This is a genomic window from Duganella margarita (assembly GCF_009857535.1).
Taxonomy (GTDB): Bacteria; Pseudomonadota; Gammaproteobacteria; order Burkholderiales; family Burkholderiaceae_D; genus Rugamonas; species Rugamonas margarita.
Map to the genome: position 1 here is coordinate 1 of NZ_WWCS01000038.1, position 22,702 is coordinate 22,702.

Below are 22,702 nucleotides of genomic sequence, written 5' to 3' on the forward strand. Positions count from 1 at the left end.
TCAAAGCTTGATGACCATAGTAAGTCGGTCCCACCCCTTCCCATCCCGAACAGGACCGTGAAACGACTCTACGCCGATGATAGTGCTGCAACCAGTGTGAAAGTAGGTTATCGTCAAGCTAGTTATTAGAAGAAGCCCCGTCCGGTAATCCGGTCGGGGCTTTTTTGCGTGTGTCACAGGCGTGTAACGTAACGCCGCTAAGCTTGCTGATCTTATAATTAGAGTAGAGATCAGCATGAAAAAATTCTCCTTGGTGTCGCTTGCGGTATTTTCCGTCCTGGCAGGCTGCGGGGGCAGCGATGACAGCAGCCAACCGGCCGCTAAACCGTCGATCACCGGCGTCTTCCTGGACAACACGGTAGAGAACCTCGACTACGTCTCCGGCACCTCCGCAAAGGCCACCACCAATGCCAAGGGCGAATACACCTGCTACGCCGGCGACACCGTCACCTTCAGCGTCGGCGGCATCAACCTGGGCAGCGCACTGTGCGCGCCGAGCATCACGCCGCTGGAACTGGCCGGCACCACCGACATCAAGAACGTCAAAGTCATCAACCGCCTGCTGGCGTTGCAATTGCTGGATGACGACAGCGACCCATCCAACGGCATCAAGCTGAACGCCGACGTGAAGACCGCGCTAGCCGGAAAGAGCGCCGACTTTACCGCCACCGCCGATGTCTTCAACACCGCGATGAACGCCAACCTGGCCGCCGCCGGCGCCAAGTACGCCGCGCGCACCATCGACGATACCCGCCGCGCGCTGGTACGCGAACACTTTGAAGACACGCTGGCGTCCAAGCTCGGCGCGCCGGTCAATGAAAGTTTCAGCCAGACCACGCCGCTGGGCGCGGTCGCGGTGACCGTTACCCGCTACCAGATGCAGGCCGCCGCCAGCTATTACATCCCATACGAAGGCACGAATGCCAAGGTCAAGGAAGAATTCCCGCTGGGCTTCCTGCCTTCCTACGGTTCTTCGCTGGCGTTCAAGGGCGCCAACGCCAATGGCGACCTGGAGTTCTACGGCCTGACCGACCGCGGCCCGAATGGCGACGGTCCCAACCTGCCATCGCTGAGCGGCTCCGGCGTTACCGGCGCCAAGATTTTCCCGTCGCCGAGCTTTGCGCCATCGTTCGGCGTAATCACCGTCGGCAAGGCCGGCGCGGTGCTGGCGTCGTCCACGCCGATCAAGGCATCGGCCACAGTAAAGACTTCCGGGCTGGCGATCCCACCTGGCACACTCGGCAATTCGGCCGAATTGCCAGTGATGGATGAGATGAAATACAACGCCAACAGTAAAGCCACGTTTGACGCTAACGGCCTCGATACGGAAGCCATCGTCGTCGATAAGAAGCGTAACGTGCTGTGGGTTTCGGATGAGTACGGTCCATTCATCGTCAAGATCGATCCGGCCACCGGCATCATTCTGAACAAGTACGCACCGGGCAGCGGCCTGCCGGACATTTTCCTGAAACGCCGCGCCAACCGCGGCATGGAAGGTCTGGCGCTGGACACCAGCACCGACAAGCTGCACGGCTTCCTGCAAAGCCCGCTGAGCGATGGTAGCACCGCGTATACCGTCACCGGCAAGAGCGAGCTGATCGAACGCTATGCGCGCTTTACCCGCTGGACCGAGTTCGATCCAACCACCGGGAAGGCCGGCAAGATGTACGCCTATCCGCTGGACGGCGCCGATTATCAGGACGGCCGTACCGGCAACGCCAAGTTGGGCGACGTGGTCGCACTGGGCAACGGCAAATTCATCGTGATCGAGCAGGGCGCGGCGCCGAGCGGCAAAGTGTTCAACAAGCTGATGCTGGTGGAGATCGGCAGCGCGACCGATATCGCGGCGGCCGGCTTCAACGTCACCACCTCCGACCTGGAGAAAAGCAGCATGGGCGGCGCGGCCGTCAACGGCGCCGACTGGAAAGCCGTGACCACGCTGAAGAAAACCCTGCTGCTGGATCTGAACGCCATCGGCTGGCTGGCGGAGAAGGCGGAAGGCCTGACCATCGTCGACGGTAACACGCTCGCACTGGCCAACGACAACGACTTCGGCATGAAGACCAAGTTGTTCGACGCCAGCGGCAAAGCGATTGAAGATGCCGATGTCACCAAGTGCAATGTCGATGCGAACGGCGTCATCATCACCAGCAGCGCGGCTGGCTGCAATGCGGCCAACACCATTCGCGTGGCGCGCGGCACGGATGCGGAGCGTCCAAGCCGTCTGTGGCTGATCAAGTTCGGCAAGGCGCTGACGACGTTCTAAGTTTTAAGCGCGGCGCGGGAGGCGTTCCGTCATACAGTTGTCACAAGCTTGTAATAACTCTATGGGATATTGCACGTTTGCTCATAACTCAAACGGGACGCCACCATGTCGATCGCATTGCCGAAATCAGCTTCTGCCATTCAATTCCTGCTGCTCGCAGCCCTGCCTATGGGAATGGCGACTGCGGCCGATTTCACCATCAACGGCGCCAGCAAGACGCTGCAAACGCTGAGCACGGGTGAAAAAGGCACGATTTTGGCCGGCAGTTCGCTGACCAATGGCGACGAAAAAGTCGCCATTACCATCAGCGGCGATAACGCCACGCTGAACAACTTCGGCACCATCCTGCAGACTGGTACTGGCCGCGCGATCCGCGACAACACCGGCGTCAAGAACCTGACCATCAATAACGCCACCGGCGCGGTGATGCAGACCGCCGACGCCGATGTGATTCAGATGAACAAGGCCAAGGCCGGCGTGACCCTGAACAATTCCGGTTCGATGATTTCGCTGAACGCCAGCGCAGGCGGCGCGCAGGCGGTGGACTTCGGCAGTATGACCAGTGGCGCCAACGTGATCAACAATCTGGCCGGCGGCCTGCTCAAGGCCACCGATGCCGACGCCGTGCGTACCGGCGTCAACGGCGTGGTCAACAACAGCGGCAAGATCCAGTCCAACATCACCAAGGCCGACGGCAAAGGCAGCGACGGCATCGATGCGCAAAACGCCTCCGGCTTGCAGGTATTTAATCTGTCAGGCGGCGTGATCGAGGGCGGCCGGCACGGCATTACCGGCGCCCAAGTGGACACGGCCACGCTGTTTGCGCTCAACGTGAGTAATAGTGCCGGCGCCACGATTCGCGGCCTGAACGGGTCCGGCATCAATGTGGACGGCTTCAACAGCAAGCAGCTGGCCACCATCGTCAACTACGGCACCATCACCGGCCAGGGCATCACCGGTGACGGCGACGGCATTGATGTCGATGGTCTGGTCGACATTAGCAACAGCGGCACCATCCGTTCCATCAACGCCTTCAGTGCGGTGGCCGACGGCGTGGCGTTTAGCGAAGGCATCAGCGTGGGCGGTGGCCGCATCAGCAATTCGGGCCTGATCGAAGGCCTTGTCAGCGCTGGCAACACCAATGCGGTAGGCCGGGGCATCACCCTGGCCGGCAACGACCTGGCCGCCGGCGGCCGCGAAGGGCTGTACGCCGATGCCACCATCACCAACCTCAGCGGCGGTGTGATCCGTGGCCAGAGCGATTCCGGCATCGTGGTGGTGGGCGCGGCCAGCGGCCATACGGTGACGATCTACAACAACAGCGGCGCCTCGATCTTCGGCGGCGGCGCGCTCAATGCCGCTATCCTTGGCAATGCCGACAATACCGTCATCGTGAGCGGCGGCATCATCAACGGCGCCAGCAGCGGCAAAGCGATTGCGCTGGGCAGTGGCAAGAACAGCGTGACGATTACCGGCGGCGCTGTCAGCGGCAGCATCGACGGCGGCAGCGGCAGCCAGAACACGCTGACCATCACTGCCGGCGCCGGCAACAGCTTTGCCTACGCTGGCGCAATCAGCAATTTCAGCAAGGTGGAAATCCAGAGCGGCAACGTGACGTTCTCCGGCGTCAGCAGCTACAGCGGCACCACCGAACTGAGCGGCGGCATGCTGACGCTGGACGGCGCACAACGCCTGTCGGCAAGCAGCGTGCTGGTGCTCAATGGCGGCACGCTGCGCCTGACCAACGCCGGCACGCAAGGCCAGGCCTTCGCCAGCCTGTCGCTGAGCGGCGACTCATCGGTGCTGCTGGGCGGTTCGTCGCTGACCTTCGGCGGCCTCGGCGCGATTGTCAGCGGCAAAACGTTGACTTTCACCGAGGCGGCCTCGGGCGTGTATGCCTTCCGCCTGCTGGGTGATTATTCGGCCGACACCAGCTTCCTGGCGTTGCTGGGCGCCACCCACATCAATGGCGGCGGCGCGACCTACGCCTACGATGGCACTTACACCACGGTGCTGGCCGCCGTGCCGGAGCCGGGCACCTACGCCATGCTGGTCGCCGGCCTCGGGCTGATGGCCGTGATGGCGCGTCGCCGCCGCACCAAGGTTTAGCCGATATCAAGGCGGGCTCGCCGCCGGATTGCTACCTTCTCAGGGATGACCCTGGGAGGAAAACCCAATGGAATATGCGCAGCTGAAACCCGGCCGCCGTTTTGCCCCGCTCCAGAGCTTGTTGTATTACAGTCAGCGCATCGTGACCTATCCCACGCTGCGCCGGCTGGTGGTGCGCGCGCTGAGTGGCGCGGTACGGCTGCGGCAGGGTTCCGGCAAAGAACTTTACGCGGATACGCCTGCCGAAGATGCGGCGCTGGCCGATTTGCGCCGCAGCGGCTATGCCCCGCTCGGCAACCTGCTGGACGGCACCCAGTGCGATGAAATCCGCGCCTGGCTCAGCGACAAGCTGCTGACCGACCGCGACCGGGAGCGTCCCGGTTTTACGCTGGCCCAGCGTGTCGATGGCGTGCGTGTGGCCGACTATCAACTGGGCGATGTGATTGCTTGTCCGCATATTTTGGCGCTGGCGAACAGCCCGCCGCTGCTGGGCCTGGCTGCGCGCTATATGGAGTGCAAGCCGACCATTTCCGCGCTGGGTTTGCGCTGGTCGTTTCCGGTGCCGGGCGACGACAGCGCCTTGCAAGCCTTTCACCGCGACTCCGAGGACTGGCGCTACCTGAAGGTGCTGGTCTACCTGACCGATGTGGATGACGGCGCCGGGCCGCACGTCTATCTGCACGGCAGCCATCTGACGCAGGCGCCGATGCGGCTGCGCTTCTACAGCGACAGCGAAATCTCCAGCGCGCACAGCGCCGACATGCTGCTGACCGCCACTGGCACGCGCGGCTTCTGCTTTGCGGTGGATACCGCTGGCATCCACAAGGGGGCGGCCCCGGCCCTGCAGCCGCGCCTGATGTTACAGATCCAGTATTCGCTGCTGCCGAGCTACGCCTATCGCTACGCGCCGGAACGTTACCTGGGCCCGCTGCTGCTGGACCCGTATGTCAATCGCCTGATTCTTCGTCCTTCTGCTTCGCATGGCTGATGGCTTCGCCGTCGGTCTTGCGCAAGGTCCAGAAGGTGAACGACGACAACACCGTCAGCACCGCCAGCGCGATGAACGCATGATGCAGCGCCGAGGTCAGCGCCACGCGGTTGGACTGCGGCAGGTCGCCGAGGAACCAGCCGGTGATCAGCGAACCAGCCGCCAGGCCAAAGCTGGCCGACAGCTGCTGCATCGAGCTGGCGATGGTGCTGGCCATGCTGGAATTGCTGCCATCCACGTCGGCGTAGGCGATGGTGTTCATGCTGGAGAATTGCAGCGAATTGAAGAAGCCCAAGCACAGGCTGATCGCCACGATCACATACAGCGGCGTGCCTTGCTGCACAAAGGTGAACATGCTGATGGTGACGCCGATCAGCAGCGTATTCACAGTCAGCACCTGGCGATAGCCGAAGCGGCCCAGCACGCGTGATGCGATCGCCTTCATGCCCATGGCCGCCGCAGCGGACGGCATCATCAGCAAGCCCGATTGCCACGCCGGCAGGCCGAGGCCCAGTTGATACAACAGCGGCAGCAGGAACGGCAGGCCGCCGACGCCGATGCGCGTGACGAAGCCGCCGGCCACCGACACGCGGAAGGTGCGGATCTTGAACAAGGCCAGTCGCAGCAAGGGGAATTCCGCATCCTGCGCATGCCACACGTAAGCGGCGAGCAGCGCGCAGGAGATGAACAGCAGCACCGAGGCGGAGGTCACGTCCAGCTTATGTTCGCCGAAGACTTCCAGCAGCCATGACAGCAGCGCGATGCCGGTGCCGAATAAAACCAGTCCAACGAAATCCAGCGGCCGCGGATTGTCTTCGCGGTAGTCGGGCATGTGTTTGTGCGCGAGGAACAGCGCCACCAGCGCCACCGGCACGTTGATGAAGAAGATGTCACGCCACGTCATCCAGTGCACGATCAAGCCGCCAATGGTGGGACCGAGCAAAGGACCGATCAACGCCGGGATGATGACGAAGTTCATCGCCGCCAGCAGCTCGTTCTTGGGGAAGGTGCGGACGATGGTCAGGCGCCCGACCGGCATCATCATCGCCGCGCCAAAGCCTTGCAGCAGCCGTGACGCCACCAGCATCGGCGAATTGACCGACAGCCCGCACAGCACCGAGGCGATGGTGAAAATGGCAATCGCGGTCATGAACACGCGGCGCGTGCCGAAGCGGTCCGCCATCCAGCCGCTGACGGGAATCGACACCGCCAGGCTGAGAATGTAGCTGGTGACCACTGCCTTCAGACTCAGTGGCGTCACATTCAGGCTGGCCGCCATCGCGGGGATGGCGGTGTTGACGACGGTGGAGTCCAGCTGCTCCATGAAGAGGGTAGTAGCGACGACCCAGGGCAGGTAGCGCTTGGCGGAGGCGGTGGCGATGGGATTCATAGGCGTGATTGTCACACAAAACAAAACCTGTCGTCATAAGGGTGTCACGATTAGGGCGTAAGTTGCGGACATCGCCAGATCCAATGGGGAGTAGACATGGATAGCAAGTCACCACGCCGCACCTTTATCCGCCAGATGGCTGCATCCACTGCGTTGCTGGGCGTTGGCGCAGCGGGTCTGGGCGGCTGCACCAGCACCGCTTCCGGCATGGCCGACGGCGTCGCGGCCGGCTTCCGGCATGGCGTGGCCAGTGGCGATCCACTGAGCGACCGCGTGATCCTGTGGACTCGCGTGACGCCGGCGCATACGGGCGACATCGCCGTGCGCTGGCAGATGGCGACTGACGCGGCCATGCAGCAGGTGATCGCGCATGGCAGTGTGGTCGCCTCCGCGCAGCAGGACTACACGGTGAAGGTGGACGCTGCCGGCCTGTTGCCGGGGCACGTCTATTATTACCAGTTTGCGGTGGATGGCGACAAGTCGGTTGTGGGACGCACCAAGACGCTGCCGCGTGGCGATGCGCGGCAGGTCAAGCTGGCGGTGTTTTCATGCTCGAATTATCCGGCGGGGTATTTCAACGTGTACGCCGATGCGGCGCGCCAGAACGACATCGACGCCGCGCTGCACATTGGCGACTACATCTACGAATACGAAAGCACCGGCTACGCCTGCGGCAATGCGGAAACTCTCGGACGTTTGTCCGAACCGCGCGAACTGCTGCTGCGGCTGGAGGATTATCGTCGCCGCTATGCGCAGTACCGCTCCGATCCGGATTTGCAGGCGGTGCATGCGGCCATGCCCTTCATCGCAGTTTGGGACGACCACGAATTCGCCGACGATACCTGGCGCGATGGCTCTGTCGATCACAAGACCAGCAAGTATGGGCCGTTCGCGCTGCGCAAACAGGCGGCGCTGACGGCGTATCATGAATGGATGCCGATCCGCGTGCCGGATATGGCGGCGCCGGACAAGATCTATCGGTCATTCGACTTCGGCGGCATCGTTTCGCTGCATATGCTGGATACGCGTTTGATCGCGCGTGACCAGCAACTGATGATGTCGTCCTATTACGACGAGCACAGACACTTCGATGCGGAGAAGTACAAGCAGGATGTGTGTTCGCCGCGCCGCCAGATGATCGGCCATGAGCAGATGGCGTGGCTGGAAGGACAAGTCAGCCGCTCCACCGCGCGCTGGCAGATGCTGGGGCAGCAGGTGCTGATGGCGCGCATGGAGTATCCGGCCGCCGTGGTGATGGGCGAATGCAATCGCTCCGATTATGCGGCGCTGAAGAGGCGCGTGGCTGCCGATCCTTCCTGCGTCAATGTCAAGGAGCAGCGCTGGTTATCGGGTTCTACCTTGCCGTGCTACCTGGACTCGTGGGACGGCTATCAGGCCGACCGCGAACAAGTATTCGAGATAATGCAGAAACACCGCAAGAACCTGGTGGTGCTGGCCGGTGATACGCACAACGCTTGGGCCAGCGATCTGCACGACGCGCAGGGCAAGCAGGTGGGTGTGGAGTTTGCGACGGCGTCGGTGTCATCGCCGGGCATGGAGGGCAGCTATCCGGACCGGGATCCGGAAGACGTGGCGGCCATGATGGTGGAACTGATCGAACCGTTGTACTACGCGCAGACCAGCAAGCGCGGTTACATGATCGTCACCGCCAGCCATGAGCAGGTGCGCTGCGACTGGCGCTTTGTCGATACGGTGTTCAAGCATGAGTACACGGCGGCGACGGAGCGCAGCCTGCGCGTGCTGCCTGGGCCGGGCAACCGCCGCATCGAGGAATGCCAGGGAGCTTAGTTGGCCTATGTGGCCGTGTTGTCCCAGCGGTTCTCGAACAGGATTTCGGTGAGCGGGCGGCGCTGGTCCCACTTTTCCAGTTCCAGCATCGGCGCGGTGTAGAACTCATGCACCTGCCCGACGCACAGCACGGCGATTGGCTGGCTGCCTTCGGGCATGCCGACGATGTCGCGCAATTGCTGCGGATCGAACATCGACACCCAGCCGGCGCCGATGCCTTCCGCGCGCGCGGCCAGCCAGAAGTTTTGCAGCGCGCAGGCGGCCGATGCCAGATCCATTTCCGGCATGGTGCGGCGGCCGAAGATGTATTGATCACGCTTGTCGATCAGGCCCACCACCAGCACCTCCGCGCATTCCAGTATGCCTTCCACCTTGAGCTTCATGAAATCGTCGGCGCGCTGGCCCAGCGCTTCGGCGGTCTTGATGCGCTCTTCATTGACATGCTGGTGAATGCGCGCGCGTAGCGCCGGATCGGTGATGCGGACGAAGCGCCATGGCTGCATGTAGCCGACGCTGGGACCATTGTGTGCGGCGCCGAGGAAGCGTTCCAGCTGGCCCGGTTCCAGCGGCCCTGATTTGAAGTGGCGCACATCACGGCGTTCGCGGATGGCGCGGTAGACGCCGGAGACTTCGGCGTCGCTATAGGCGTGCGGATTCATTGAATGGCGAGTAGTGCGTCAAGGAGGGGCTGGGTGGCGTCGGCGATACGATCCAGGCTGGCTTCGCGCAGGGCGGAGGTGTCCACCGTGTTGTCCGAATTGAGGCCGGCCCATTGCAGCAGGGCGCTGATGGCTTGCGGCGTGTCGAACAGGCCATGCAGGTAGGTGCCGAGTATCTGGCCATCGGCCGACAGCGCGCCTTCCGGGCGGCCATCAATGAAGAAGGCCGGCGTGGCCAACGCGCCGCCGGTGGAGACGCCCATGTGGATTTCGTAGCCGATGACCGGTGCCTGCGTGTCGCCGAATGCGCATACGCCCTGCACCTGCATCAGCCGTTTTTCCGGACGCATTTCGGTGGCCATGTCGAGCAGGCCGAGGGCGGTTGATGCGCCGGCCTTGCCTTCCATGCCCAGCGGGTCGGTGACTTCGCGGCCCAGCATCTGGAAGCCGCCGCAGACGCCGATCACTTTGCCGCCGTAGCGCAGGTGGCGCTGGATGTGCGCTTCCCAGCCTTGCGCGCGCAGCCAGGCCAGGTCGCCGCGCGTGTTCTTGCTGCCGGGGAGGATGATCAGGTCGGCTTGCGGTATCGGCTGGCCTGCGCGCACGAAGTGCAGGTCAACGTCCGGGTGGGCGCGCAGCGCGTCGAAGTCGGTGTGATTGCTCATGCGCGGCAGGCTGGGGACCGCCACGCGGAAAGCGCCGCGCGAAGCTTGCACCGGCTGCACGGCGTCTTCGGCGTCAAGGAACAGGCCATGCAGATAGGGCAGTACCGCCAGCACCGGCTTGCCGGTTTGCTGCTCCAGCCATTCCAGGCCAGGCTCCAGCAGCTTGATGTCGCCGCGGAAGCGGTTGATGACAAAGCCGATGATGCGCCGGCGTTCGCTCTCCGACAAACAGGACAGCGTACCGACGATGTGGGCGAACACGCCGCCACGGTCGATGTCTGCCACCAGTATCACCGGGCAGTCGACTTTTTCGGCGAAGCCCATGTTGGCGATGTCGCGGTCGCGCAGGTTGATTTCGGCCGGGCTGCCGGCGCCTTCCACAACCACGCAGTCGTATTGCTGCAGCAGTCGTTCATGCGATTCGAGCACGGCCTGCATGGCGACGGTTTTGTATTGGTGATAATCTCGCGCGTTCATCTCGGCGCGTACCTTGCCGTGGATGATGACTTGCGCGCCGATGTCGCTCGATGGCTTGAGCAGGATCGGGTTCATATCTGTGTGCGGCGGCAGGCCGGCGGCGATGGCTTGCAGCGCTTGCGCGCGGCCGATTTCGCCGCCGTCCGCCGTGACGGCGCTGTTGAGCGCCATGTTCTGCGGCTTGAAGGGCACAACGCGCACGCCACGGCGCTTGAGCAGACGGCATAGCGCTGCCACGACCGTGCTTTTGCCGGCGTCCGAGGTGGTCCCCTGGATCATCAGGGTGGAGTAGGGAAAGCTCATATCAATTCTTGCGATGCTGGCGGGCTTCGTCGATTTTTTCGCACAGGGCTTTGGTGCCGGCCAACATGCGCGGGCCCGCGCGGTTCAGCTGATCGCCGTCCAGCCGGAACAGGTTGTTCTTCTGGACCGCCAGCAGGGTGCCGTATGGCTTCCACAGATCGACGCTGCCGTAGTCTTTTTCGCTGGTGCCGATGATGGCTTCCGGATTCGCTTGCAGCACCGATTCGATGCTGACTACCGGTGCGGTGACTTTCTGGTCGGCGAAGATATTGACGCCGCCGCACAGGCGGATCGAGTCGCTGACAATGGACTTGCCGTTCAGCGTGTACAGCGGCTTGTCCCACACTTGATAGAACAGGCGCACCGGCGGGCGGTTGGAATACTGCTTGGTCAGCGTGGCGAATTGCTGGCGGATGTCGGCGGCGGTGGCGTTGGCGACAGTGTCGGTGCCCATCAACTGGCCGAGGCGCTCGACGTTGTCGGCGATGCCTTCCAGTTTGGTCGGCTCGCTGTGGAACAGCGGCACGCCCAGCTTGTGCAGGCCTTCGATCTGGCGTTCAAAGCCGCCGTGCATCCAGATCACGATCAGGTCCGGCTTCATGGCGGCTACGCGCTCCATGTCGATCAGGCGGTTGTCGCCGACACGGGGGATTTTCTTGGCGGCTTCGGGATAGTCGCTGTAGGTGACGGCGCCGACGATCTTGTCGCCCGCGCCGGCCGCGAACAGCAGTTCCGTCACATGCGGCGCCATGGCGATCACGCGCTGCGCAGGCTTTTGCAGCGTGACGACGTTGCCGTCGTCGTCGCGCACGGTGATCGGGGCAGCGGATGCTGATGCTGATGCGGTGACCGCTACAGCCACAGTCGCGGCAAGCAGCGCGGCGGCGGCAATGCGCATTGCCAGCGAGGCTGCGCTGCGCTGCGTGATCGGTTTGGTGTTCATCGTTTGCTCCATTCGTTGAGTGCTGCGTGCAGGCGCTGCCAGCCTGCTTCGTCCGGCGGCAGGCCGAGGCGGATGCCGCGTGCCGCGTGTGTGAAGAGTCGTACCCAGATGCCGCGTTCCGCCATGTGCTGCCAGAACGCTTCCGGCTGCGCTTCGGCCCACCACTGGAATAGCGGCGTGCCGCTGGACTGGATGCCATGTGCGGCCAGCAGCGCGCGCAGGCGTTCGCCGTTGGCGTGCAGCTTTTCGCGGGTGGCTGCCTGCCATGCGTTGTCGCTCAGCGCCGCATGGGCGATCTGCTGCGCCGGGCCGCTGATGGTCCATGGGCCCAGCAGGTCGGCCAGGTCGCTCAGCAGATCCGCATGCGCGGCGACGAAGCCGAGCCGGATGCCGGCCAGGCCGAAGAACTTGCCCACGGAGCGCAGCACGATCAGCCCTGGCTGCGCAGTGTGCGCCGCCACGCTGATTTCCTGCGCCGTATCGCCAAATGCTTCGTCCACCACCAGCCAGCCGCCACGCGCTGCCAACTGGCCGGCCCATTCCAGCAACTGCGCTGCCGGCACTACCGCACCGGTGGGATTGTTCGGATTGACGACGACCACTACGTCATGCTGCGCGATGGCCGCCGGCAGTTCGTCGTACGGTGTCAGCGTCATCGTGTGTCCGTGCCTGGCCCAGTGGTGCGCATGCTCGGCGTAGGATGGCGCGCTGACTGCAACGCGCGATGGCGCGCGCAGGCGAGGCAGCGCCTGTATCGCCGCCTGCGTGCCGGCCACCGGCAGCATCTGCGGCGCGCCGTAGAAAGCTTGCGCTGCTGCGAGCAGCGCCGGATCAGGCTCCGGCAACCGGTGCCACGCATTGCCGGCTACCTGCGGCGCAGGATACCAGCGCGGATTGATGCCGGTCGACAGATCGACCCAGTCATCGTGGCCGAAGCGCTTCGCGGCGTCGCGCAGATTGCCGCCGTGTTCAAGCATGCGCGTACTCCATCAATACCGCAGCCGTGCAGGCGATGGCCAGCCACAGCGCCGTTGTACGCGCCACCAGTTGCCAGGCGCGGTTGATGTCCGCGCCGACTGCGGGCGGACCGTCGCCCAGCGTCGGACGATGTTCGAGTTCGCCGTGATAAATCGCCGCGCCGCCCAACTGCACGCCCAGCGCGCCGGCGCCGCTGGACATCACCGGGCCGGCGTTCGGGCTATCCCAGGTCGGCGCTTGCGCGCGCCAGCACTGCCATGCGCGGCGCTTGCCTTGCAGGCCGGGCGCCAGCAGCACATAAGAAAGCGCCGTTAATCGCGCCGGCATGTAATTGAGTGCGTCGTCGATGCGCGCGGCGGCGCAGCCGAATTTCAGGAAGCGCGGCGTGCGATAGCCCCACATCGCATCCAGCGTATTCGCCATGCGGAACAGCACCGCACCCGGACCACCGGCGACGATAAACCAGAACAGCGTGCCGAACACCGCATCGTTACCGTTCTCCAGCAGCGATTCGGCGCTGGCCTTGGTCAGTTCCATTTCGCTGGCGCTGGTGGTATCGCGGCTGACGATGTAGGAGGTGAGACGGCGCGCGTTCGGCAGGTCGTGCTGCGCCAGCGCGTCGGCGATCGGCAGGTTATGGTCGCGCAGGCTGCGCATGCCGAGGCAGAAGTAGAGCATCAGGACGTGAGCGGCGGCTTGCGCCAGCGGCAGGGCCATCGCCCACACCAGCAGCGCGGCCAGTGCGGTTAATGGCAGCACGGCCAGCATCCAGGCCAGCACGCCGCGCGCGAAGCGATGGTCGTTTTTGTTCAGACGCCGCTCCAGCGCGATCGCCCAATTGCCGAAACCGACCAGCGGATGCCAGCGGCGCACTTCGCCCCACCATAAATCCAGTAGCACGCCCACCACCATCAACAACGCGATGGTGGAAAAACTCAATCCACTCAGCACAGTTATCCTTTTAAGACCAGCGGCAGGCCGGCGGCGACAAACACCGCGCGGTCGCAGATAGCGGCAACCGACTGGTTCAGACGTCCCTGTTCATCCATGAAGCAGCGCGACACCGCGCCCATCGGCATGATGCCCAGGCCAACTTCGTTCGACACCAGCACCACGTCGCTGGCGCATTTGGTCAGCGCGCTGGCCAGCATGTCCTGCTGTTCGTGGAACAGGGCGGGCAGCGCGATCTCGCCGACATCCGGATATTGCTGGCCGCCGCTGAACAGCAGGTTGCTGAGCCAGAGCGTCAGGCAATCCACCATGATCAGCCGTTCCGGCGAGGACCAGCGCAGCAGCTGGTTGCCGAGTGCCAGCGGCTCTTCGACGGTGATCCATTCGGCGGGACGGCCGGCGCGGTGATGCGCGATGCGCGACGCCATTTCGCTATCGCCTGCGGTGGCGGTGGCGATGTAAACCACTTCCTTGCCCGATTCGGCGGCCAGGCGCTCTGCGTAGGCGCTTTTGCCCGAGCGCGCGCCGCCCAGAACCAGTGTACGTGTCATGTCTCACTCCTCAAGAACAAGGCGGCGACTGCCGCCGGATTGGATGGGAAATAGGCGTGGAAATACGAAGCCGTCAGCGAACCAACGCGATACCAGGCTTCGCCCTGTATAGCGGAGGGATGTTTGACAGTGTACGCCGCCGGCGCCACTTTGGTCTCCAGTTTGGAGTAGTGAAAAGTGTGGCCGCGCAGGACGCCCTGTGGCGTCGGCAAGCCTTGCGACCCGAGACCGGCCAAACGTGGCTGCATTGCCACAGCGCCGGGCAGCAGGCCGGCCATCGTCCACACTGCGCCGGCTTGGTCGGCCAGCGTATCGGCCAGCGCCATCATGCCGCCGCATTCGGCGACGATTGGCGTGCCGGATGCATGGGCGGCGCGGATCGATGTCTGCCACGCGGCGGCCTGCGACAGCTGCTCCGCATGCAGCTCCGGGTAACCGCCGGGCAGGTAAACCGCATCGGCTTGCGCCGGCACCGGCTCATTGGTCAGCGGCGAGAAGAAGGTCAGCGTCGCGCCGAGCGCGCGCAGCATGTCGACATTGGCTGGATACAGGAACATGAAAGCCGCATCACGCGCGATGGCGACGGTTTTGCCGGCCAGCGCTGCGGGCAGCGCTTCGGCGGCCGGCGCCGGGGCGATGTCCACGTCGCGCAGCTGGTTCCACGCGGCTTCGTCAAACGCCAGCTGGTCGGCCAGGTCGTCGAGCAGCTGGTCGATATCGCTGACTTCACCCGGCAACACCAGACCCAGATGACGCTCCGGCAGCGAGCGGGTTTGTTTCGGCAGCGTGGCAAACAGCGGAATATCGCGCAGCGAGGTGGCCACCATCCTGGCGTGGCCTTCGCTGGCGATGCGGTTGGCGATCACGCCGGCCATCTCCACCGGACCGTAGTCGCGCAGCCCGTGCACCAGCGCGCCAGCGGTTTGCGCCATCGAGCCGGCATCGATCACCGCCATCACCGGCACGCCGAACGCGCGCGCCAGGTCGGCGGAAGAGGGCGTGCCATCGTACAGCCCCATGACGCCTTCGATCAGGATCACGTCCGCCTCGGCGGCGGCTTGCGACAGCTGCTGGCTGCACAGTTCCTGGCCAACCATCCACAGGTCGAGCGAACGCACCGGCGCGCCGCTGGCGCGTTCCAGCAGCATCGGGTCGATGAAATCCGGCCCGCATTTGAACACGCGCACGCGCTTGCCCAACCGGACCAGCTTGCGCGCCAGCGCGGCAGTGACGGTAGTCTTGCCTTGTCCCGACGAGACGGCGGCAATCAGCAGCGCCTTTACCATTCGGTCCCTGCCTGCGCCCCGATGCCCGCCTTGAAGGCGTGCTTCACCACATCCATTTCGGTGACGGTGTCGGCGATCTCGATCAATTCCGGCGGCGCGCCACGCCCGGTGATCACCACGTGCTGCAGCGCTGGGCGCGCCAGCAGGTCGTTGATGACGGTGTCCACGTCCAGGTATTTGTATTTGAGGGCGATGTTCAGTTCATCGAACACCACCAGGCCGATTTCGGGATCGGCCAGGAACAGTTTCGCCTGTTCCCACGCCAGCTGCGCCTTGGCGATATCGCGTTCGCGGTTCTGCGTCTCCCAGGTGTAGCCTTCGCCCATGGCGTGGAAACTGATCTCCTCGGGGAAGCGGCGCAGGAAGCGCTCCTCGCCGGTCTGCAAAGCGCCTTTGATGAACTGCACCACGCCGACTTTCATGCCGTGGCCCATGGCGCGGATGGCCATGCCGAAGGCGCTGGAGCTCTTGCCCTTGCCGTTGCCGGTGTTGACGATGATGATGCCGATCTGTTTGTCGGCGGCAGCGATCTTGGCGTCGATAATCGCTTTCTTGCGTTCCATGCGCACGCGATGGCGTTCGTTGATGTCGTCGCTCATAGGGTGTCCTCTTTTGGAATAAATATAGTGCGCTTGCCGTGCTGGATAGCTTCGATAGGGTGGCCGAGATAATCGCCTAGCAGGTCGGCCTGCATCACGTCTTCTCGGGTGCCGGCCAGCCAGCGGCCGTCGCCCTTCAGCAGCAGCGCGTGGGTTGAAACGCTGTGCGCCAGCGTCAGGTCATGGCCGATCATGACGGCGGTCTTGCCCTGCTCGCGGCACAGGCGCGCCAGGATGTTCATCACGCTGACCTGATGCGCCAGATCGAGCGCGTTGGCCGGTTCGTCGAGCAGCAGCAGTGGCGTATCCTGCGCCAGCATGGCGGCAATCGCCACCCGCTGACGTTCGCCGCCGGACAGCGTGCGCACATCGCGCGACTGCAACTCTGCCACTTCCATCGCTTCCAGCGACCTGATGGCGATGGCGTGATCGTCGCTGTCTTCCCAGTAGCGGTTGCCGTGATACGGATGGCGCGCCGACAGCACGGTTTCGATCACGCTGTAGGAAAAGGCGTCGCTGCGGCTCTGCGCCAGGAAGGCGCGCTGACGCGCCAGTTCCTCCAGCGGCCATTCGGCCAGCGGGCGGCCGCTCAGCGAAACGTGGCCGGCTTCCGGCGGCCGCAGTCCCGCCAGCGCGCGCATCAAGGTGCTCTTGCCGGCGCCATTGCGGCCGATGATGCTCCAGCATTCGCCTTCGTGCACCTGCCAGTCGAGATCCTTGACCAGCTGGCGCTGGCCGGCGCTCAGTGAAAGTTGGTGGGTGCTGATCATCATTTGCGTAGGCGGTGCAGTTGGTACAGGAACACCGGCGCGCCGATCAGCGCCGTCACCACGCCCACCGGCAACTGCTGCGGCGCGATGGCGGTGCGGGCCAGCGTATCGGCCAGCATCAGGAAGGTGCCGCCGCCAATGGTGGCGGCCGGGATCAGGATGCGGTGATCGGGACCGACCGCGAAGCGGCAGGCGTGCGGCACGATCAGACCGACGAAGCCGATGCTGCCGGCGCTGGTGACGGCGCTCGCGGTTAGCAGGCCGGAGACGAAGAACAGGCCTTTGCGCAGCGCGCCGACGCGGATGCCCAGCGTGGCGGCGGCTTCCGCGTGCAGCGCCATCACGTTCATGGCGCGCGCGTTGCGCAGGGCGAAGGCCAGCGCGGCGATCAGCACCACCCACGGCATCCATCGCATCTGCGTGCCGGACAAATCGCCGATGATCCAGAACACCATGCCGCGCAGGCGGCTCTCCGGCGCGATGGACAGCATCAGCGTCACCAACGCCATGCAGGCGGAGGACAAAATCGCGCCGGTCAGCAGCAGCAGGGCGGTGCCGCCTTCCGCCGCCGTACCGCCGCGCAGGTCGCGCCGGGCCAGCACGTACAGCATCATGGAGACGGCGACGGCGCCGCCGAATGCGGCGGCATCCACCATCCAGGCGGCGCACATGAACAGCAGCGCGGCCAGCGCGCCGACAGAGGCGCCGGCAGACAAGCCAAGGACATAGGGATCCGCCAGCGGGTTGCGCAACAGCGCCTGCATCATCGCGCCGGCCAGCGACAGCGCGGCGCCGGTAACGAACGCGGACACCGCGCGGCTGAGGCGCAGGTCGAGCAGGGTGGCCGCGAGCGACGCGGTCTGGCCATGCAGCAGCTCATTGAGCGCTGCGGGAATATCGGAAAGCGGAATAGGGACCGAACCGGTCATGCCTGAGAAAATCAGGCCGGCAAACGCGAACAGCAGCAAGCCGGCCATGGTGATGACGGCGCGCTGTTGCAGATTGCGGGAGAAAGAATGCATGCACTGCTTTCAAAAAGAACTGCCGGGGCGGGAATGCAACCCCGGCAGGTTACACCATTATTTGTAGCCGTAACGCAGTCCGGCAAACACCTTGGAACCCGGCGTGGCGTAGAAGCGCGCCAGGTCATACTGCTTGTCGCCGATGTTGTTCCAGCGGACCAGCGCCGACCAGTCACGCGTGAAACTGTAGGTAGCGTACAGATTCACCAGGCCGTAGCCGCCGAGGCGATTCTTGTTGGCCGCGTCATCATAGCGGTCGCCGGAGAACTCCAGTTCCACGCCGGTCTTCAGCGCGCCGATGCTGTAGTCGGCAGTCACGTTGCCGTGCTTTTTGGCGCGACGCGCCAGACGCTTGCCGCTGGTCTCGTCCTTTGGATCTTGCAGGTCGAGGTTGGCGGCCAGGTTGACACCCGCCACGCGCGTGGCGCCGGCGATGGTCACGCCTTCCAGCAGCGCCTCATTGACGTTGTAAACGCAGCTGGATTTGTAGCCGGCATAAGGACATGGCGTGGTGCTGACCAGCAGATCGGTCAGGCGGTTATGGTAGTAGCTGGCGCTGAGCGCATTGACGCCATCGTCCCAGCGCAGGCCGAGTTCCGCATTCTTGCCTTGTTCCGGCTTGTTGGCCGGATTGCCGTAGCCCGAGTAATACAACTCGTTGTAGGTCGGCGCGCGGAAGCTGGTGCCGTAGCTGGCGGTGGCGCGCAGCTGCGAGGTGATGTCGTAGCCGTAGCCGATCGAGCCGGTGTTCTTCGAGCCATACACCGAATTGTCGCGGCGGATGCTGGCGTTCAGCAGGTTGGCGCCACGGCGCGCGTTGTACGAAGCGGCCCACGAGTTGGTAGTGCGGTCGCGGTTCAGCGCAGTGTCGCCGTTGGTCGAGACTTCTTCCTTGCGGTGGTCGTACAGCACTTGCAGCACGTCGGCGCCGATGCGCACATCGTTTTGCAGTGTGATGTCGGTCTGCTTGGTGTCGATGCGCGAGTAACCGGCTGCGGCGGCGCTGCTCCAGTTCTGGCCCTTGTCCTGGCTTTCCGCGTATTGCAGCAGGGTGTCTACGTTCGGCAGGAACTTGGCCTTGCCGTACACGGCGGCGGTTTCCAGTTCGGCCTTGCTGCGCACATCGTAGGCGGAAGCGCCGCTGTCGTACTGCGATTCCAGTTTGCTGTGCAAGAACAGCGCGCCGGCTTCATAGCCAGGTGCGATCTGCACGCCGAACTGGCCGGAGGCGTTTTCCTTGTCGTAGCCGTCGCGGTCCGCGTTGTACGAGGTGGTGCCAGGGCGGGTGGCCGAGAAGCCGTCCGACTTTTCTTTGCCTGCGCTGATGGCGTAGTTGAAGCTGTGCTCACCGCCGGTGGCGCCGGACAGCGTGGCGTCGGCTTCGCGCGTCTTGTCGCTGCCGTAGCCGGCGAAGGCCGTCAGTGCCGGCGCGCCCTGGCCCTTCTTGGTGAAGATCTGGATCACGCCGCCGATGGCGTCGGCGCCGTACAGGGAGCTCAATGGGCCGTAGACGATTTCGATATGGTCGATGGCGGTCAGCGGAATCGCGCTCCAGTTGGCGGCGCCGGTGGTCGAGGAACCGATGCGCACGCCGTCGACCAGCACGATATTCTGGTTGCTGTTGGCGCCGCGGATGTAGACGCTGGACGCGGTGCCGGCGCCGCCGTTACGGGCGATCTCGATGCCGCGCTGGCGTTTCAGCAGATCGATGATGGAGCCGGCGCCGGCTTGGGCGATCTGCTCAGGGCCGATGGTGATGGTGTCGCTGATAACGTTGGCCAGCGGCTGTGGCGTGCGGGTGGCGGTGACGACGACGGCATCGGTGGCGGTGACTGGTTCAGCGTGCGCATGGCAGGCGGCCATGGCGAATGCCAGCGACGTCAGGGTCGCAGGACGGGAAATACGAAGGGTCATGATATTTTTCTATTAATGCCAACTGGCCTACGTCCCCGTGGGCCAATTGTGAACAGAAGCGCGGCATTGGCGTCGCTTCCACCTGGTTTGGCCGGTATCCGGGCTGGCAAGTGGCACCGCCTCACCTTCCCATGCCGTGGCACAGTGGTTGCTGGAGGAGGTTTGTCGCGCTGAACACAGATTGCGACACTTGTTTACCGTTGCGGGGGCAGCACACGTTAGCGTTTTTGTATCGCTTCGTGTTTCCCGTTTAACTGCGCGCCTGGACAGGCACGCGAGCACCAAAACCCGCACATTATACGGGGTTCAGGGTCAACATGGCGCCGTAAGGGATTTGATGGGCGGCTTGCGCGGCTTGCAGCGCCATCGCCGCAGGCGGCAGTCCGGCGTGGCAGGCGGTCAGCAAACGCATGGCGCCGGCGTGGCAGATGACGATGGCCTGAGCGTGCTGGCGCTGCACGTCTATATAGAAGGCGCCGATGCGTTCGGCCATCTGCAGCACGCTTTCGCCGCCGCCTGGATGGTAGTGGACCATGTCGGCGGCCCAGGCGTCGATGTCGGCGCGCGGGATGCTGTCCCACGGCTGCATCTCCCAGGCGCCGAAGTGCATCTCCACCAGGCGGCTGTCATAGAGCGGCGCTGGCGTCAGGCGCACGGCCAGTTCGGCGCAGCGGCGCAGGGGACTAGAGTAGATAGGGAGGCCGGCGGGCAGATGGAGTGCGGCCAGTGTCTGTTCCAGCTGGCCGGGCGCGATGGCGAGGTCGGTGCTGCCGTAGCAGACGCCCGGCGCCACCAGCGGCTTCGGGTGGCGGACCAGTATCAACTTCATACCGGCAGGGCGCCATGCTGGAAGCTGGCCAGCGCGCACAGGTAGAACATAACTTCAGTGACTTGCTGGACCGCGCCGAGGCAGTCGCCCGTATAGCCGCCGATGCGGCGCACGCATTTGCGCGCCAGCCACCAGGCGGCGATGGCGGCGACGATCACGCCGCTGACCAGCGCGGCCGGCGGCAGCCAGCGCAACTCAATGACTACCAGCGCCGGTACGATGGCCGTGATGGCGGCGATCAGGAATTCGCTGCCGCGCATTTTTTGCGCCAGCGGCTTGGCCTTGCCTTCGGCGCGCGCGTAGTCGAGACGCCAGATCAGCGAGGTCGCCATCAAGCGCGAAAGCGGATGCGCCACCAGCAGCGCGCCGATGGCGGCCAGCGGCGGCAGCAGGGACAGCGTCACCAGCTTGAGGCCCAGCATGCAGATGGTGCCGATGGCGCCATACGCGCCGATGCGCGAATCCTTCATGATCTCCAGCACGCGCTCCGGCGTCATGCCGCCTCCGAAGCCGTCGCACATATCGGCAAAGCCGTCTTCGTGGAACGCGCCGGTGGTGTAGATGCCGACTGCGGTGGAGATCACCACGGCCACCGGCGCCGGCAGGAAACAGGCGGCCAGCGCGTAGGCCGCCCCGGCGATCAGCGCCACCAGCACGCCCACCAGCGGGAAGTAGCGCGAGGCCTGGTTCAGCCACGCAGGATCGAAACCCACCCAGCGTGGAATCGGCAGGCGGGTGAAGAACTGCAGCGCGGTGAAGAACAGGCGTAGCTGGTGCATGCTGTGTGCCGGCCTTACTCGGACTTTTCGCTGACCTGGGCCGACTCGAAGGTGGCCATCTGGTTCAGGAAGTTGACGGCGGCGTGCAGCAGCGGCAGCGCCAGCGCGCAGCCGGTGCCTTCGCCAAGGCGCAGGCCGAGATTGAGCAGCGGCCTGGCGCCCAGCGCATCCAGCATTTGTTTGTGGCCGTTTTCGTCCGAGCAGTGGGCGAACACGCAGTAGTCCAGGATCGCCGGATGCATGCGGGCGGCGACCAGCAGCGCGCTGGTGACGATAAAGCCGTCGATCAGCAGGATCTTGCGCAGTTCCGCCGCCTTCAGCATGGCGCCGGCCATCATGGCGATTTCCAGTCCGCCGAAAGTGGCCAGCACGTCCAGCGCCTCGGTGGCGTGCGCATGCCTGGCGACGGCCGCCTCGATCACGCGTTGTTTATGCAGGATGCCGTCGGCCGACAGGCCAGTGCCGGCGCCGACGCATTGCGCCACCGGGATGCCGGTCAGCTTGTGCATCAGCGCGGCGGCAGCGGTGGTGTTACCTATGCCCATTTCGCCGAAGCCGACCACATTGCCTTCCAGTTCCGAGGCCAGCGCCATGCCGGCCGCCAGCGCGGTCTGGCACAGGTCGCGGCTCATGGCCGGTTCGTGGGCGAAGTTGCGGGTGCCGTGCGCCAGCTTGCGGTCGGTCAGGCCGTCGCGCGGGCCGAAGTCGTGATTGACGCCGGCGTCGATGACGCGCAGCTCGCAGTGGTTCTGCGCCGCGAAGACATTAATGGCGGCGCCGCGTGCCAGGAAGTTTTCGACCATCTGCCAGGTCACGTCCTGCGGGTAGGCGGAGATGCCTTCGGCTACCACGCCGTGGTCGGCGGCGAACACTAGTATGGAAGGCTTGGTCAGTGCGATGTCGCGGGTGTTCTGGATCAGGCCGATCTGCCTGGCCAGCGCCTCCAGCACGCCCAGGCTGCCCAGCGGCTTGGTCTTGTTATTAATAGCGCGATCGAGTTGGGCGGCGAGTGCTTCGTTATGAGTAGGGGAGATGGACATGAGGCAGCATATGAATCGAAGAATTTCGTATTCTACCCTTGCCAGACTGGCTGGCCCTTGTTATGATTCTGTCCCTCACGAAACAACACATGCAAATGCAGCGTTGAGTGAGAAAAAAAGAAGGTTGACGAAATGCTGAAAATGCTTCATACTCTTCCTTCTTGGCTGATGAACAAAACGCTTCCTCAGCTAGCAATACAAGACAACGATCTTTAAAAATTTACAGTCGATAAGTGTGGGCATTTGGTGCTGCAACAAAAAGCATTAAATGCTCAACAAAGAAATATTCAGTAGAAATACTGTCAGTATTTTTGAGAAGAGCGAACCAGTGACCAGCAGTGGTCACAAACAGAGATTAAACTAAAGAGTTTGAT

At 64.0% G+C, this 22,702-nt stretch carries 19 protein-coding genes, 1 rRNA gene and 1 riboswitch; of the genes, 5 read left to right on the forward strand and 15 right to left on the reverse strand.

Features of this window, described 5'->3' with window-relative positions; genetic code table 11:
- Positions 1 to 6: 6 nt before the first annotated feature.
- From rrf to GTP55_RS28235, 4 genes are all read left to right on the forward strand, one after another.
- A 5S ribosomal RNA gene (gene rrf / locus GTP55_RS28220) occupies positions 7 to 119 on the forward strand.
- A 116-nt stretch (positions 120 to 235) separates the two neighbouring features.
- Positions 236 to 2,266 carry an esterase-like activity of phytase family protein gene (locus tag GTP55_RS28225; RefSeq protein ID WP_161048095.1) on the forward strand — a complete coding sequence of 677 codons (2,031 nt, stop codon included), beginning with the start codon at positions 236 to 238 and terminating at the stop codon, positions 2,264 to 2,266.
- Between the two features lie 168 nt (positions 2,267 to 2,434).
- On the forward strand, positions 2,435 to 4,375 hold the full coding sequence (locus GTP55_RS28230; RefSeq protein WP_229258205.1) for a beta strand repeat-containing protein: 1,941 nt from the start codon (positions 2,435 to 2,437) through the stop codon (positions 4,373 to 4,375).
- A 67-nt stretch (positions 4,376 to 4,442) separates the two neighbouring features.
- Positions 4,443 to 5,363 (forward strand): phytanoyl-CoA dioxygenase family protein, encoded by a 921-nt coding sequence (locus tag GTP55_RS28235; protein WP_161048097.1) that lies wholly within the window; start codon positions 4,443 to 4,445, stop codon positions 5,361 to 5,363.
- On the opposite strand, the gene GTP55_RS28240 is transcribed toward GTP55_RS28235, so the two are convergent.
- Entirely contained in the window at positions 5,323 to 6,753 is a 1,431-nt protein-coding gene (locus GTP55_RS28240; RefSeq protein ID WP_161048098.1) for a DHA2 family efflux MFS transporter permease subunit, read from the reverse strand. The genes GTP55_RS28235 and GTP55_RS28240 overlap by 41 nt on opposite strands.
- Before the next feature lie 96 nt (positions 6,754 to 6,849).
- On the opposite strand from GTP55_RS28240, the gene GTP55_RS28245 reads away from it, so the two are divergent.
- Positions 6,850 to 8,562 carry an alkaline phosphatase D family protein gene (locus GTP55_RS28245; RefSeq protein ID WP_161048099.1) on the forward strand — a complete coding sequence of 571 codons (1,713 nt, stop codon included), beginning with the start codon at positions 6,850 to 6,852 and terminating at the stop codon, positions 8,560 to 8,562.
- A gap of 5 nt (positions 8,563 to 8,567) precedes the next feature.
- Here GTP55_RS28245 and bluB read toward each other — a convergent pair whose 3' ends face one another.
- The 14 genes from bluB to cobT all read right to left on the reverse strand — a co-directional run bounded on the left by bluB (position 8,568) and on the right by cobT (position 22,328).
- Positions 8,568 to 9,221 (reverse strand): 5,6-dimethylbenzimidazole synthase, encoded by a 654-nt coding sequence (bluB, locus tag GTP55_RS28250; protein ID WP_161048100.1) that lies wholly within the window; start codon positions 9,219 to 9,221, stop codon positions 8,568 to 8,570.
- Positions 9,218 to 10,666, reverse strand: coding sequence for a cobyric acid synthase (locus GTP55_RS28255; protein WP_161048101.1), 1,449 nt, complete (start codon positions 10,664 to 10,666; stop codon positions 9,218 to 9,220). The genes bluB and GTP55_RS28255 overlap by 4 nt, the downstream gene beginning before the upstream one ends.
- Before the next feature lies 1 nt (position 10,667).
- Positions 10,668 to 11,564, reverse strand: a complete 897-nt coding sequence (locus GTP55_RS28260) for a cobalamin-binding protein (protein WP_161048112.1) — start codon at positions 11,562 to 11,564, stop codon at positions 10,668 to 10,670.
- 41 nt (positions 11,565 to 11,605) lie between these two features.
- A complete protein-coding gene (gene cobD / locus GTP55_RS28265; RefSeq protein WP_161048102.1) occupies positions 11,606 to 12,586 on the reverse strand; it encodes a threonine-phosphate decarboxylase CobD in 981 nt (326 codons plus the stop codon).
- The gene (gene cbiB / locus GTP55_RS28270) at positions 12,579 to 13,538 is read right to left on the reverse strand and encodes an adenosylcobinamide-phosphate synthase CbiB (protein WP_161048103.1); all 960 of its coding nucleotides are present in this window, start codon (positions 13,536 to 13,538) and stop codon (positions 12,579 to 12,581) included. Before cbiB ends, cobD begins: the two co-directional genes overlap by 8 nt.
- 2 nt (positions 13,539 to 13,540) lie before the next feature.
- Complete coding sequence (gene cobU, locus GTP55_RS28275; protein ID WP_161048104.1) at positions 13,541 to 14,089, reverse strand: bifunctional adenosylcobinamide kinase/adenosylcobinamide-phosphate guanylyltransferase; 549 nt, start codon at positions 14,087 to 14,089, stop codon at positions 13,541 to 13,543.
- On the reverse strand, positions 14,086 to 15,375 hold the full coding sequence (locus tag GTP55_RS28280; protein ID WP_161048105.1) for a cobyrinic acid a,c-diamide synthase CobB: 1,290 nt from the start codon (positions 15,373 to 15,375) through the stop codon (positions 14,086 to 14,088). Before GTP55_RS28280 ends, cobU begins: the two co-directional genes overlap by 4 nt.
- Entirely contained in the window at positions 15,369 to 15,974 is a 606-nt protein-coding gene (gene cobO / locus GTP55_RS28285) for a cob(I)yrinic acid a,c-diamide adenosyltransferase (RefSeq protein WP_161048106.1), read from the reverse strand. The genes GTP55_RS28280 and cobO overlap by 7 nt, the downstream gene beginning before the upstream one ends.
- A complete protein-coding gene (locus GTP55_RS28290; RefSeq protein ID WP_161048113.1) occupies positions 15,971 to 16,744 on the reverse strand; it encodes an ABC transporter ATP-binding protein in 774 nt (257 codons plus the stop codon). Before GTP55_RS28290 ends, cobO begins: the two co-directional genes overlap by 4 nt.
- The gene (locus tag GTP55_RS28295) at positions 16,744 to 17,766 is read right to left on the reverse strand and encodes a FecCD family ABC transporter permease (RefSeq protein ID WP_161048107.1); all 1,023 of its coding nucleotides are present in this window, start codon (positions 17,764 to 17,766) and stop codon (positions 16,744 to 16,746) included. The genes GTP55_RS28290 and GTP55_RS28295 overlap by 1 nt, the downstream gene beginning before the upstream one ends.
- 57 nt (positions 17,767 to 17,823) lie before the next feature.
- Complete coding sequence (locus GTP55_RS28300; protein ID WP_161048108.1) at positions 17,824 to 19,680, reverse strand: TonB-dependent receptor domain-containing protein; 1,857 nt, start codon at positions 19,678 to 19,680, stop codon at positions 17,824 to 17,826.
- A gap of 72 nt (positions 19,681 to 19,752) precedes the next feature.
- Positions 19,753 to 19,981, reverse strand: a riboswitch (cobalamin riboswitch).
- The gene (locus GTP55_RS28305) at positions 19,976 to 20,509 is read right to left on the reverse strand and encodes a histidine phosphatase family protein (RefSeq protein WP_161048109.1); all 534 of its coding nucleotides are present in this window, start codon (positions 20,507 to 20,509) and stop codon (positions 19,976 to 19,978) included. It overlaps the preceding riboswitch by 6 nt.
- On the reverse strand, positions 20,506 to 21,288 hold the full coding sequence (locus GTP55_RS28310) for an adenosylcobinamide-GDP ribazoletransferase (RefSeq protein ID WP_161048110.1): 783 nt from the start codon (positions 21,286 to 21,288) through the stop codon (positions 20,506 to 20,508). The genes GTP55_RS28305 and GTP55_RS28310 overlap by 4 nt, the downstream gene beginning before the upstream one ends.
- 14 nt (positions 21,289 to 21,302) lie before the next feature.
- On the reverse strand, positions 21,303 to 22,328 hold the full coding sequence (cobT, locus tag GTP55_RS28315) for a nicotinate-nucleotide--dimethylbenzimidazole phosphoribosyltransferase (protein ID WP_161048111.1): 1,026 nt from the start codon (positions 22,326 to 22,328) through the stop codon (positions 21,303 to 21,305).
- Positions 22,329 to 22,702 lie beyond the last annotated feature (374 nt).

Bases quoted from the DNA above. Each gene is read 5' to 3' on its own strand.
- GTP55_RS28225 (WP_161048095.1), top strand. From the start codon at position 236: ATGAAAAAATTCTCCTTGGTGTCGCTTGCGGTATTTTCCGTCCTGGCA.
- GTP55_RS28230 (WP_229258205.1), top strand. From the start codon at position 2,435: ATGGGAATGGCGACTGCGGCCGATTTCACCATCAACGGCGCCAGCAAG.
- GTP55_RS28235 (WP_161048097.1), top strand. From the start codon at position 4,443: ATGGAATATGCGCAGCTGAAACCCGGCCGCCGTTTTGCCCCGCTCCAG.
- GTP55_RS28240 (WP_161048098.1), bottom strand. From the start codon at position 6,753: ATGAATCCCATCGCCACCGCCTCCGCCAAGCGCTACCTGCCCTGGGTC.
- GTP55_RS28245 (WP_161048099.1), top strand. From the start codon at position 6,850: ATGGATAGCAAGTCACCACGCCGCACCTTTATCCGCCAGATGGCTGCA.
- bluB (WP_161048100.1), bottom strand. From the start codon at position 9,221: ATGAATCCGCACGCCTATAGCGACGCCGAAGTCTCCGGCGTCTACCGC.
- GTP55_RS28255 (WP_161048101.1), bottom strand. From the start codon at position 10,666: ATGAGCTTTCCCTACTCCACCCTGATGATCCAGGGGACCACCTCGGAC.
- GTP55_RS28260 (WP_161048112.1), bottom strand. From the start codon at position 11,564: ATGCGCATTGCCGCCGCCGCGCTGCTTGCCGCGACTGTGGCTGTAGCG.
- cobD (WP_161048102.1), bottom strand. From the start codon at position 12,586: ATGCTTGAACACGGCGGCAATCTGCGCGACGCCGCGAAGCGCTTCGGC.
- cobU (WP_161048104.1), bottom strand. From the start codon at position 14,089: ATGACACGTACACTGGTTCTGGGCGGCGCGCGCTCGGGCAAAAGCGCC.
- GTP55_RS28280 (WP_161048105.1), bottom strand. From the start codon at position 15,375: ATGGTAAAGGCGCTGCTGATTGCCGCCGTCTCGTCGGGACAAGGCAAG.
- cobO (WP_161048106.1), bottom strand. From the start codon at position 15,974: ATGAGCGACGACATCAACGAACGCCATCGCGTGCGCATGGAACGCAAG.
- GTP55_RS28290 (WP_161048113.1), bottom strand. From the start codon at position 16,744: ATGATCAGCACCCACCAACTTTCACTGAGCGCCGGCCAGCGCCAGCTG.
- GTP55_RS28295 (WP_161048107.1), bottom strand. From the start codon at position 17,766: ATGCATTCTTTCTCCCGCAATCTGCAACAGCGCGCCGTCATCACCATG.
- GTP55_RS28300 (WP_161048108.1), bottom strand. From the start codon at position 19,680: ATGACCCTTCGTATTTCCCGTCCTGCGACCCTGACGTCGCTGGCATTC.
- GTP55_RS28305 (WP_161048109.1), bottom strand. From the start codon at position 20,509: ATGAAGTTGATACTGGTCCGCCACCCGAAGCCGCTGGTGGCGCCGGGC.
- GTP55_RS28310 (WP_161048110.1), bottom strand. From the start codon at position 21,288: ATGCACCAGCTACGCCTGTTCTTCACCGCGCTGCAGTTCTTCACCCGC.
- cobT (WP_161048111.1), bottom strand. From the start codon at position 22,328: ATGTCCATCTCCCCTACTCATAACGAAGCACTCGCCGCCCAACTCGAT.